The sequence below is a fragment of the Desulfosporosinus sp. Sb-LF genome (assembly GCF_004766055.1).
Lineage (GTDB): Bacteria > Bacillota > Desulfitobacteriia > Desulfitobacteriales > Desulfitobacteriaceae > Desulfosporosinus.
The window spans coordinates 52857-65358 of the sequence record NZ_SPQR01000004.1 but is presented as its reverse complement, the minus strand read 5'-3'; the positions used below and the strand labels follow the sequence as shown (position 1 = coordinate 65358).

Below are 12502 nucleotides of genomic sequence, written 5' to 3'. Positions count from 1 at the left end.
GAAGGGGTATAATAAATTGGCAGAAGTACACCCTAAAAGAGGTTGCCTTGTGCTGGATGGTAAGGAAATAACTAGAAATATCATAGAATGCCTATGATTTTCGTTTTATGCAAAAGAGAAATCTACGATACAAAACGACAAAAGTGAAAAAGGAGATACTATGACAAAGGGAAAAGCAATAATAGAAACAGGATGGAACTTAGACAGCAGTTACGCCCGTCTGCCGAAATTATTTTTTACCAGACTCAACCCAATCCCTGTACGCTCACCAAAGTTGATTATTCTTAATTATCCGTTGGCAGCATCCCTGGGATTGAACGTCCAGGCGCTGCAAAGCAAAGATGGCGTAGCGGCGCTTGCTGGCAACCGGATTAACGAAGGCGCTTTGCCTCTTGCGCAAGCTTACGCTGGGCATCAATTCGGGCATTTTGCCTTGTTAGGTGACGGCCGGGCTCTGCTGCTTGGCGAGCAGATCACCCCCCTAGGTAAGCGGGTTGATATTCAGCTCAAGGGTTCAGGTCAAACGCCATACTCCCGCCAGGGCGATGGTCGAGCGGCACTTGGACCGATGCTGCGCGAATACATCATCAGCGAAGCAATGCATGCACTTGGTATTGCTACCACCCGCAGCCTAGCGGTGGTGACAACCGGTGAGTCTGTAATCCGCGAAACCGAGCTGCCTGGTGCTATTTTGACCCGCGTGGCTGCCAGTCATCTGCGCGTCGGAACCTTTCAATACGTTTCAGAGTGGGGAACAGTTGAGGATCTAAGGGTTCTGGCTGACTATACATTGCAACGACATTTTCCAGACGTTTTCGATGCCGAGAACCGCTACCTTTTGCTACTTCAGGAAGTAATCAAGCGTCAAGCCGAGCTGATTGCCAAATGGCAAATGGTTGGCTTTATTCACGGGGTGATGAACACCGACAATATGGCACTCAGTGGAGAAACCATTGATTATGGACCTTGCGCCTTTATGGATGTCTATGACCCGGCAACTGTATTCAGTTCCATTGACGTTCAAGGCCGCTATGCCTATGGCAATCAGCCACCCATTGCCGGGTGGAATCTCGCGAGATTTGCTGAAACCCTATTGCCGCTACTGCATGTCAATGAGGAGCAGGCTGTCATAATGGCCCAGGATGCAATTTCACATTTTACTGAGTTGTATTACTGTAATTGGCTCGCGGGAATGAGAGGAAAACTGGGAATATTTAACGAAGAGATACAGGATGAATCCCTTATTGAAAGCCTGCTCAGTATGATGCAGAAGTATCGTGCGGACTATACCAATACCTTCCGCGCATTAACTTTTGATACGCTGGAGGATACGGTCCTTTTTGGAATCACAGAATTTGCTCAGTGGCATGAGCAGTGGCAGGCCAGACTTGGCAGGCAGCAGGAACCGAAAGCCTCCTCTCATCAGTTGATGCGGAACTGCAATCCTGCGCTAATCCCTCGCAACAACCAGGTAGAAGCCGCACTAGAAGCCGCAGTGAAACAAGGAGACTACAGCGTGATGGAGCGGCTTCTTGATGTTCTTTCAAGCCCCTACGCGCACTCCCCCGAACAGGCTGATTATTTCACACTGCCTGCGCTATCAACCCCTCCTTACCGAACCTTTTGCGGTACCTGATATGGAAACATCAGGGACAGTTCTTTCTGCTTTTCTCAATCAAGTTGACGCCTTGTCATTTACTATCACTACAAAGATAATGCTACCCCTGTACTTGGGGTAGCATTATCACTCAAATGGCTTCTTTATCAAGCTCCAACGGTTCAGATTATTTTGATGGAAATACATTGAGAGGATTTAAGTTAGAGCCAATGCAAAAGAAGCAAAGTATAGTTTATTTAGATCTACCAAATGGACTATCAATAACGTCGATGGAATTACCCCTGGATTATATATATTTTTGGCACTGGAACACAGCTTAATTAGCGTTTCGTTAGTAAATATATCGCATACAAGATTACCAAGGCATGTTTATATCAGACCTTTATTTGGATTGCGGTACCATACAGGATGAATTGGAGATAGGAGAAAGAGGTTAAAGATACTTGTATCTAAATGCTGGACATGTTTGCCAAAACTTATACATAAGTGCTGAGTCAATTAATCTTGGAACCTGTGCAATAGCCGCTTATTCGGACGACGAGTTGAATCAAATCTAGGACTTGATGGATAGGAACAGTTTGCAATATATTTGGGACGGTCGGTATGAAAGGAGAAACAATATGAGAAAAGTAATTGTATCAATGTACCTTACACTTAATGGCGTTATGGAGGATCCAGCTTGGACAACGCCATACTGGAACGATGAAATTGCGAAGTTTAAATTCGATGAACTATTTTCAAGCGATGCTCTTTTACTCGGACGAGTGACATATCAAGGTTTTGCAGCTGCCTGGCCATCCATGACTGACGAAGAAGGTTTTGCAGACAGAATGAACAGCCTCCCAAAGTTCGTTGTCTCAAAGACATTGGCTGAGGTTATGTGGAATGCATGCCTGATCAAAGAGAATGTCTCGGAAGAAGTATCCAAGCTGAAGCAGCAGCCTGGTCAGGATATCTTGATCTACGGCAGTGGCGATCTTGTTGACACGCTGATACAACATGACCTCATCGATGAATATCGGTTATTGGTCTATCCAATTATCCTTGGGATGGGAAAGCGTCTCTTTAGAGAAGGGAGAGAGATGACCCTGAGACTTTTAGATACGAAGACCTTTAGTTCAGGCGTTGTTGCTCTCATCTACCGAACGAAGAAAAATGAATGACTGAAGGGTCGAAGACATGAAGGCGTTTTCGACCCTTTCCTATATGGGTGGAAAAAAGGCTCATAGAAGAGTTGTTGGATTAATGTTACAGATTATGATCATTACGACTTGTAAAGAATGTAAAATGGCCTCCCACGTTGTGATATGCTCCCATTAAGGTAGACAGATTAAATAATAAAAATCTTGGAACTGGTATGATAAACTGGACACAAAGATAAGAGAAAAAGGTGACAGTTTATGAGTAGGAGAAGTTACGATCGTCAATTTAAGATTGCTGCAGTAAAACTAGTTTTGGAAGACAATATGTCTGTTGCAGAAACAGCAAAGGAACTATCCATTCACTACAACAGCCTGTACCCTTGGATAAGCGAATATCAAGAATATGGGGAGGTGCGTTTCCGGGTCACGGAAGCGCACTTTACAATACTCAATATGAAATAAAAGCTTAAACGTGAAAATGAAGAACTTAGGGCAGAATTAGAACTACTAAAAAAATTCCGGGCCTTCTTGAAGAAAAAGAATATATAAGATTTCAGTTTCTCAAGAATAACCAGAACAAGTACAATATCAAGAAGGCCTGTAAAATATTAAACATTCACGTTCTGGTCTTTATGAATACTTAAATCGAAAACCGTCCAAGAGAATGCTTGAAAATGAGGTTTTAAGCACCGAAATTAGAAAGATATTCGATGATCATAAGGGTAGAATAGCACTATAAGGATATCCAAAGCACTTGCACAAAAGGGTATCATTGTAAATCGAAAACGTGTTGCTAAACTAATGAGAAATATGAAGCTGGTTCCTAGAGGAACAAGATATACTTATAAGCGTTACAACCAGAAATCTCCTTCAATAGAAAGGCCTAATTTACTAAATCAATTATTTCAAACCGATGCCAAAAACAAGATTTTGGTTGGCGACATTACATATGTACCGACAAAGAAGGGCGTACTGTATTTAGCTGTATTCCTTGATATTTATTCCCGTAAAGTAGCTAGATGGTCCATGGGTCGACAGATGAAAGACACTCTTGTAACTGATGCATTTACGCAAGCCTACGGTAGAGAGCACCCTAAAAAAGGCCTTATTGTTCATACGGATCAAGGCTCTCAGTTTACCAGTGGAAACTTTCAAACTCTGCTACGAGCTGATGGAGCAGTGTCCAGTGTTGGCAGAAAAGGTAACCCTTACGATAACGCCTTAATGGAATCTTTTTATAGGACGATAAAAAGAGAGCTTATTCATGATGCACATTTCGAAACACCTGAACAAGCTCACAAAGAAATATTCAAGTATATTGAGCTATATTACAACACTAAGAGAATGCGTTCTTCTCTTGGGTATCTTTTCCCTATCCAATTTGAAGAATTAAGTTCATAAAATTCACTTAACTTTGTGTCCGGTTTTATTGACAGTTCAACCATTATATTTTTTATACTGTCTACTTGACAGGGTGCAGTCCACTCTTTTTATTACGGGCTAGTTGGCCGATTGTTGTGAATATTACTAAATTAAAGCAAAGTGTAGAGCTTATTATTCTTGTTTATGAGATGAGACTAGAGATGGTGTTATAATGTAGAATATCCGTTATAAACTAGGGGGGATTTATAATGAATAAAAAGTTATTGAAAAGGTCTTTTTTTATCAATGCACTTGTAGGTTTAGGCGTTATCGTATCTTTGATCTATGATTTAAAAATACGGGGCGTTAACATAAGTGTCATTCAACTTCATGTTTTTTTCGGCATTGTTCAACTTATCATTTTTGGATTGACGTTGTTCTTTTTTAATAATCATCTTGGTTTGGTCAATGAAGATTGTGATAGTATTACCGTTGAATATAAAGAGCTCAGTAAATTGAATAGGTTAATTATTGATACGACGCCTACTGGCTTAGTTTTATTAAATAGAAAGGGAATTATTGAATATGTTAATCAATCGACTGGTAATATATTAGGTTCTACTAAAACGGTAGGCTTAAATATATTAGAATTTGATACTATTAAACAATCGAAATTGCACAATGGAATTGTGAAAGCATCAACAGGAATTTACACTGAAATTCTCGGTGAACATTATACTTCCTTCACTAGCCGTCTTGAAAAAATACTAAATATTTACATTTCACCCGTCATTGATGAGAAAGATGGAAATGTGGCTAACATTATTTTGTTTATACATGATATTACGAAGGAACATGATTTAAAGGTAGAAATCGAAAAGACATATTTATCTACAATAGAGGCTTTTGCAGAAATGGTTGATGCCAGAGATAAATATACTGGTAAACATTCTAAAAATGTTTACCAGTATGTTTCTATGATTTGTGAAGAACTAGATTTAGATGAAAAGATAAAAACTCAAATACAAGTTGCTGCCAATATCCACGATTTGGGAAAAATAGGAATATCGGACAGTTTATTGAATAAACCAGGGCGGCTTACTAACGCGGAATATGATAGCATAAAGAAACATGCTGCTTTGGGTGCAGAAATAATAAGTAAGATTATAGGTTTTGAGGATATTAGTTTAATAATAAGGCATCATCATGAAAGATGGGATGGAACAGGGTATCTCGAAGGATTAAAGGATTCAGAAATTCCATTAGGATCACAAATAATTGCCATTGCTGATACCTATGATGCAATTACTACAGATCGAGTATATAGGAAAAAATTAGGTAGAGAAATGGCGATAAAGATACTGCAAGACGAAAAGGGAAAGCAGTTTAATCCTGATTTAGTTGATATATTTATTGAAAAGATCACCCAATAGGACGAGGTTGTCCTCGATATAGCTCGATGTAGAATGAATTGGTTTACTACTGTTAACAGTAACTTAACGCAAAAATTATGATTAAACTTCGTATTAAGAAAGGATGGAGAGTAAAACAGATCAATCAGACATCGTCAAAAGGCAAAGTGTCGAGCAGAATTGGTTTTTAGCAGCTCATAGAAATTGAATAATTGAATAGGAATCTAGAATCACGATAGAGAAAGTCTATCTATTTTATCAAGAATCAGACAATTATGGTGAACAATTCGAAAACTCATTGAAATATACAATCAGTGGCAGCAAATACATGCATAGGCTAAATTGCTGGTTAAGACTATAAACATAACAACGACTTGGAGGCAATATGAGAACAAAGTCTTCACAAAAGGTCAATTTAAGGCAATTTGTTATAAAATTAAACTAGTTTTTGCAATTTATCATCATTCGACCATTTATATTCAGGAACACGGGCAGAACTGTATAATATTTTGGACATATTGCACCTCGTTGTATCTAATAGAATGGCCAACCATAATATGGCTTAATTGCTTATAAACAATCTGACTCAGTCAAGGGTACGACATACGTTTGCCCTTTGGAACAAAACACAGAGGAGGAACTGTATGAGGGGTCGGCGTCTTTGCGGTACCCCCTTTGCTGGATGATCTCGTCTTCGTTATGGCAGCGTTCATAGCCGCCAAAGCTAAGACTGATCATACCTCTGCCTTGGGTAAAGGAGGCTAGTTCAGCACTATAGTTCATAAAGCTGGCCACAGGGACTCTCCCTGTGACAATGGATTTATTCCCCATTACCTCGTGAGGAGAAAAGCGATCGTGGGATTTTTGAATATCCGAGAGGACCCGACCGATATGTTCGAGATCTACTTTAAGTTTGACGTCGTAATAGGGCCCTAGTAAGACGTTATGGGCTTGTTCCAAACTTTGCCTTAATGCTCGGAAGGTCGCTTCTCTGATATCCCCGCCACTCGTGTGCTTTACATGGGCCCGGCCATTAGTTAAGGTGATTTTGATATCTGTTATCGGGGAACCAGTTATTATACCATTGTGCTCTTTTTCAAAGAGATGATACTTAATCAGGTTCTGGTAATTTACAGCTAACTCATCGGGGTGGCATGTGCTCGCAAAGGTTATTCCGCTGTCTCTTGCTTCAGGTTCAAGTTTCAGATGAACTTCAGCATAAGCCTTAAAGGTTCAAAATGTCCGTAACCCATGACGTCGTCGATAATCGTTTCTTTGTAAAGAATTAGTCATGGATCTAGACGGACTAATACAAATCAATCAACGCATTGTAAAAAAGGCAGTTAAGAATAAGGTTTTTGAAAACGGAACCATTGACGGATATGAGTAACCGTTGCGAATTTAACAATAAGGGCTGTAAGATTCATACAGAGGCTAAATGTGGATGAGGAAGGGTGTAACTTCATTGAGAGGATACCCCAGTCATTATCCCTCGTATCTATTGGGAATGTACAACAAATTTTTATATTTAAGGTTACAGTTCAGGCAAGTTATCAAGCCGTGACAACGCCATTAACTCAAAGTGGATCTTGACCAAGTCTCCGAATTCTCCCATTGTTCATAAGATATATTGGCTTGAGTTTCTCGAAGAGCCGTGAAAGGAGGAGACAAATGAACAAGCTAAATATCATACGAAAGGTCTTGGAAGTAATCCAAGGATCTCTGCCTGTTACTGATGGGACCCTAAATAACAACTTCGGTCCAGTTAACAGCGGGGCAGCGACTTTAACGGAGGATACAGCGGATGAACAAGTAATAAAGGAGTTGTGCAGGAATTTTGCAAAAGTTTTAAATGACCGCGATTTTGAGCGATTAGACGGTAGGGCGGAGTATCATCTTTATACAGTGGACCACCTAATAGAGCTCATAAAGAACAATGATGAGCAAAGTACCATAAACCTATTTAACGAAAACAAGATTAAATCCAAGTATGAAGATTGTGAGTTTCTTTCGATTACTTTTAGTGCGGACCGGGAGCAAGCTAAGGTGGTTTATAACGTAAGGACTTGCGTGGTAAGTGCTGACAACAAATACTTTAAAGAGCTAAACAAAAAGAACAATAAGAAAAATACAATTAGCGTAGGAACTCCATTTAGCACAGCTTATACTCTTTCCGTTAAAAAGGAGAGGGAAACTTGGAAGATAGGCAAGTTTGAAGCTTCTGAGGGAAATATAAAAACGGGAACGAATTTATAGTCATTTACTGCAAAAGTCTAATAAATAAGTTAAAGCATTTATAGCTAGCCACAAGGCATAAATGTCCATTTTGCAGATTTGGTGTATTGGCCAGATTTCGCTAAATCATCGGATAACCAAATGGAAGTAGTTAAGCCAGCCAGCAATGTTACTTCCGACCAACAATAATAGGCCGCCTACTTGTGGTCAGGCGGCCTTTGCTAAATTAATTGTCTGGGATGTTGTCGGATTGTCTACCTGAGTTGAAAACATTGCGTGCTGATAAGGTTTGACAAGTCAGGTCAAGTTATTCTGCCTGTGCTTTTTGGTTTTTTGCTTAGGATAAAAAGCTTTAATAAGTTGAGTTCCATGATAAAGAATCATGAGTTTAGTAAACTGGTTCCCCGAGGAACAAAGCTGGCGCAGGTTGATGCAATAAGTGATACACTTAAAGTAATTGATAGAAACAGACTAATAATTGGAAAAAAGCCTGTCCCCTACGTGCTTCATAAAGCAGAACCTTTAACTATTATAGCTACGCTGATGCACAAAGACGGGGAATTATGAATGAATCAAATGGGTCTTGTTAAATTTCTTTATTCCGTTTATTGGGGCACTAATTTGTCTATGGAGGCGACCCAAGCAAGTAGTTACCACGGAATATCAAAAACGAATCCTCATGGAAAAAGGAAAGTTTTTAGAGGAGATGAACTCAATGGATGCAAATAAAACGAAGTCCGGACTCGAAAGGTGTAGTGGAATGTTTGCTAAATCGTAAACTCTGCTTAGTGAAAAGTCCTAAAGATGGATATAATTGATGGAATAATACTGAATCAATAATAGTCTGTTGTTAGAGGGTTCGACTAAAGAATGAAAGTAAACAAAACATGTCTCAGAACAATAAAGGGAGGGGATTCAAAATTTTGAAACAAGATGCAATAAATGGTGGAGTCATGGGGGTTATTATCGGTGACGCTTTAGGATTACCTGTCCAGTTCATGACGAAAACAGAAATAAGGAAAAACCCAATCACGGATATGACGGGAGGAGGTGCTTTCGGACTTGAACCGGGTGCGTGGTCGGACGATAGTTCTCTTACATTATGTCTGGCTGAAAGTCTGTACGAGGTAGGTTATAATCCTGCAGATATTGCTCGGCGATTTGTGGAGTGGTATCGTGATGGCTATATGACCCCGTTGGGTGAGTCCTTTGATATAGGCGGTACTACAGCAATAGCCATGAAGAGATTAATCCATGGGGTTGCTCCATTTAAAGCGGGTCCCACTGATGCTGAGAGTAATGGAAATGGAAGCCTGATGCGAATTCTCCCAGCAACCCTATTTTTTGCCCATGAATCCGATTACACTATGATTCAAAGGATATGTGAAGTTTCCAAGATAACGCACGGACATCCGCGTAGTCAATTAGCGTGTAGTCTTTATTCTCTGTTCGTGAAGGAATTGTTAAGAGGGAGTAGTCCCCAAAAAGCCTATGACACTATGAGATTGAAATCTCAAACCGTTTTTTTTGTAAACCCCAAAATAGGTAAGCAGTTACGTCATTTCAAGCGTATTATTAGCGGCGAACTTCCCAATCTTCCTGAGAGTGAAATAAAATCTGGGGGCTATGTAGTTGAATCCTTGGAAGCTGCTCTCTGGAGCTTTCTCACCACATCGTCGTTTAAGGACGCTGTGCTGAAAGCAGTTAACTTGGGCTGGGATACCGATACAGTGGGAGCCATCACTGGTAGTATGGCTGGCGTTTATTATGGGTTTTCTAACATTCCTGCTCAGTGGCTTAGTAAATTATTAGACTATGAAAAAGTACTAAGTCTAACCAACCGTTTTGCTGAACGGGTGCTGCAAACGAAGTAATTAACTCAAGGCTTGAGTGGCGCGAACAGAGCTTAACCTATTAAGGTGGTTTTTGCATGGCAAAGTACGAGCATCCATCTATTGTATTAAAAAGTCTAATACAATGCGAAGAGATGTAGCGGCAAACTGATTGTATTAGAAGCGAAAAAGCGAGAGGTGAAAATCGCCGAAAGTATAAGTCGGGTAAGGTGATCGCCAGCGCCTGAAGGCTCGGCGCTCTTTATGTCTTCTTGACGAATAGACTGAAATGAGCTATACTTGTGTTCGATCAAATTATCAATCGGGGCATAGCGCAGCTTGGCTAGCGCGCCTGCCTTGGGAGCAGGAGGCCGGGGGTTCGAATCCCTCTGCCCCGACCATGATTTCCCAATCTTCCTCGGTTGAAATGGTAACTTGGGTTGACAATCGTAATCCTTGAACTGCGCCTGAGCTCAGTTGGATACAGCATCTGCCTTAGAAGTAGGTTATCGGGGTTTCGAAGTTAACACGCTGGTATGTGGTCCAGCATTCGTGGGCTTGAGACCCATCATCCACCCCCAATACTCGCACTAATTATGTAACCAAATGTTCTACATATACGATTACATACAAAAATAACGCGCAAGGCCTTCTGTTTTAGTCAGGAGGCCTTGCGCGTTTATAATGATATGGATATTGTTATTGAATTGATAGCCGGGAAACATTATCAAACATACGCATGAAACTTGGCGCAAGGTCGCCGTCAAATAGGGCTTGGGCGTCCTTTATCGGATCTCATGTGCCCTGAGAAAGCAGCACTTTAGCCTCCAGCACAGTCAAGCCATTCGTGTCATAACATTTTTACACAAAACGAAAAACTAAATCAACTATCCGAAACGAGTATTGTCATCGGCGTGGACATAGCCAGCGAACTTCATTATGCCAGAGTGTTCGACTGGTGGGGAGAAGAGTTAGGCAAAGTCTTTAAGTTTGCAAACAGTGCAGAGAGATTCAAGGATTTATCCGCATGGATTGGACGGCTAAAAAAGCAGACAAAAAAGGACATCATTGTAATCGGAGTAGAGCCAACTGGTCATTACTGGTTTGGCCTAGCATCCTACCTGAAAGAACACAGTATAAAGCTAGTCCTGGTCAACCCATTCCATGTAAAGCGGAATATAAAATTTGATGACAATCACCCGAGCAAAACTGATGCCAAAGATCCCAAAACCATTGCCAAGCTGTAATCGAGGGCAGATACAATGAGCCCTATATTCCATAAGGCATCTATGCAGAACTGCGAATAGCAACGGCTTGCAGACTGCGCATCCAGAAGGAAATGAACAGCATAAAGAATCGCATACAAAGGTGGCTGAAATATACTTTCGCAATTTTTTGATTTTTGATTAAGATGCTGTAAAATTCATACAGAGGCCAAATTGCTGCAAAATACCCAATTGTGATACCGTGACGTGACTGTAAGTGTCGAATGAGTTGCACTTAATTCCATAGTTTCCAAATGAAGGCCCATCGAACACAGTTCTCATACAACCATAAGCTGGCTTATTCCGGACAACATCATCGAGGGTGAATAAGCTGTTTACAATACTCCTTACACTCAGGTTTCTTATTCCATAGCTTCATTTAATAGAACCATATGAATATGGTCTTCCCATGCTCCGTTAATTCGAAGGTATTTTTTTGCTAAGCCTTCGTTATAAAATCCAAGCTTTTCAACTACCCTCATTGACCGTACATTTCGAGGCAAGATATTGGCCTCAATACGATGAAGTCCTAAAGTGACGAAGGCAAATTCAACAACTTTATTTAAAGCCTCCGTCATATAGCCTTGATTTATTTCATTCGTGTCTAGTTTATAGCCAAGATGGCATGAGAGAAAAGCGCCACGGATGATATTGTTTAAACCAATTGATCCAATAGTTCTGGAAAAGGCATTCTCCTTTTTAAAAATCCAGACTCTAAATGCCCCACCATCAGTCATTTTGGACAACTCCTTGCGAAGTGTTTCCCGATGGTAATCAACTGTATAGAATTCACGATCTTTTAATGCCTCCCATTCTTTGAGAAACTCATCATTTCGATCATAATAATCCAAAACTAAACCCGCAGAGTTCTCATCCAACAATCTTAATACCAATCGTTCGGTTTCCAGCTGAAGTAATTTAAAGTCAAGTACCATTTCTCCTACCTCCACTTCTGAGTTTGAGAGAATAAGTATATCACTCAACCCTGCTTGTACAAAAGGAAATCCTTAATATAGCGCTATTTAAATTGAAATTTACATAGCCCCTAGCTTCAAGTGTTTTAATTAAATACTTGAATTCCCTGCTTTCCAATGGAAGACCCCTTTTGAAGTTGGAGAGTTGGTTGGGGTAAAACTATACAGGTACACTTGAGCTGGATTGATGGGACGGTGGCGAAAGTATGCGAATGTCCAAAAAGTGAGTATTCGCCAGGAAAAATTTGATCCACTAACACCAGTATAAAAGTGATCCATATTAGTGAAAACGCTGGAAGAATATTGAGCCACTTACTGGTATAGATATGCGCTGTAAATCGGAAAATGGGCGTAGCCCGAATGGAGATTTTACAGGCGCGCGCGGCTTGGTTGCATGCCTGTATTCACTTATTTTGCTTTGGCGCGAGATGGTTAGGCTGCTGAGACTTTGTGTTGACCATGGAGAGTATAAGGTTCTGATAGCTATAGGCTTTCTGAAAAACCCTGAACTATCGAGCAGATACGAGCCTTTCTAAAACCGTCAATACACCGGGAAAGATACCTGTAGAAATAGATATCCAGGTGCCAAAGCCTCAGTTTGATAAGTATAACGCTCTGATGAACAGGGGGATTTGACAGAACGAGTATTTTAATTACGATTA

Annotated in this window: 8 protein-coding genes, 1 tRNA gene and 2 pseudogenes; 8 read left to right on the top strand and 3 right to left on the bottom strand. The window is 40.5% G+C overall.

Going from position 1 to position 12502, the window contains the following annotated elements:
- Nucleotides 1-160: 160 nt before the first annotated feature.
- The 4 genes and pseudogenes from E4K68_RS06810 (at nucleotide 161) to E4K68_RS06790 (ending at nucleotide 5555) form a co-directional block, all read left to right on the top strand.
- Nucleotides 161-1636, top strand: a complete 1476-nt coding sequence (locus E4K68_RS06810) for a protein adenylyltransferase SelO (protein WP_135378192.1) — start codon at nucleotides 161-163, stop codon at nucleotides 1634-1636.
- Nucleotides 1637-2238: 602 nt separating this feature from the next.
- Nucleotides 2239-2781, top strand: a complete 543-nt coding sequence (locus tag E4K68_RS06800; RefSeq protein WP_135378191.1) for a dihydrofolate reductase family protein — start codon at nucleotides 2239-2241, stop codon at nucleotides 2779-2781.
- A 237-nt stretch (nucleotides 2782-3018) separates the two neighbouring features.
- Nucleotides 3019-4161, top strand: a pseudogene (locus tag E4K68_RS06795) (IS3 family transposase).
- Between the two features lie 230 nt (nucleotides 4162-4391).
- On the top strand, nucleotides 4392-5555 hold the full coding sequence (locus E4K68_RS06790) for an HD domain-containing phosphohydrolase (protein WP_135378190.1): 1164 nt from the start codon (nucleotides 4392-4394) through the stop codon (nucleotides 5553-5555).
- A gap of 549 nt (nucleotides 5556-6104) precedes the next feature.
- Here the strand turns inward: E4K68_RS06790 and E4K68_RS21010 are convergent.
- Both E4K68_RS21010 and E4K68_RS21005 read right to left on the bottom strand, forming a co-directional pair.
- Complete coding sequence (locus tag E4K68_RS21010) at nucleotides 6105-6494, bottom strand: hypothetical protein (RefSeq protein ID WP_243450288.1); 390 nt, start codon at nucleotides 6492-6494, stop codon at nucleotides 6105-6107.
- A gap of 48 nt (nucleotides 6495-6542) precedes the next feature.
- A pseudogene (locus E4K68_RS21005) lies at nucleotides 6543-6707 on the bottom strand (hypothetical protein); the annotation flags it as partial.
- A 498-nt stretch (nucleotides 6708-7205) separates the two neighbouring features.
- Here E4K68_RS21005 and E4K68_RS06780 point away from each other — a divergent pair.
- The 4 genes from E4K68_RS06780 (at nucleotide 7206) to E4K68_RS21000 (ending at nucleotide 10848) form a co-directional block, all read left to right on the top strand.
- Complete coding sequence (locus E4K68_RS06780; protein WP_135378189.1) at nucleotides 7206-7790, top strand: hypothetical protein; 585 nt, start codon at nucleotides 7206-7208, stop codon at nucleotides 7788-7790.
- A 902-nt stretch (nucleotides 7791-8692) separates the two neighbouring features.
- A complete protein-coding gene (locus E4K68_RS06770; protein ID WP_243450287.1) occupies nucleotides 8693-9643 on the top strand; it encodes an ADP-ribosylglycohydrolase family protein in 951 nt (316 codons plus the stop codon).
- Between the two features lie 281 nt (nucleotides 9644-9924).
- Nucleotides 9925-10002: transfer RNA gene (locus E4K68_RS06765), tRNA-Pro, on the top strand.
- 513 nt (nucleotides 10003-10515) lie between these two features.
- Entirely contained in the window at nucleotides 10516-10848 is a 333-nt protein-coding gene (locus E4K68_RS21000; protein WP_243450286.1) for an IS110 family transposase, read from the top strand.
- Between the two features lie 380 nt (nucleotides 10849-11228).
- Here E4K68_RS21000 and E4K68_RS06755 read toward each other — a convergent pair whose 3' ends face one another.
- Nucleotides 11229-11801, bottom strand: coding sequence for a GNAT family N-acetyltransferase (locus tag E4K68_RS06755; RefSeq protein ID WP_135378186.1), 573 nt, complete (start codon nucleotides 11799-11801; stop codon nucleotides 11229-11231).
- Between the last annotated feature and the right edge of the window lie 701 nt (nucleotides 11802-12502).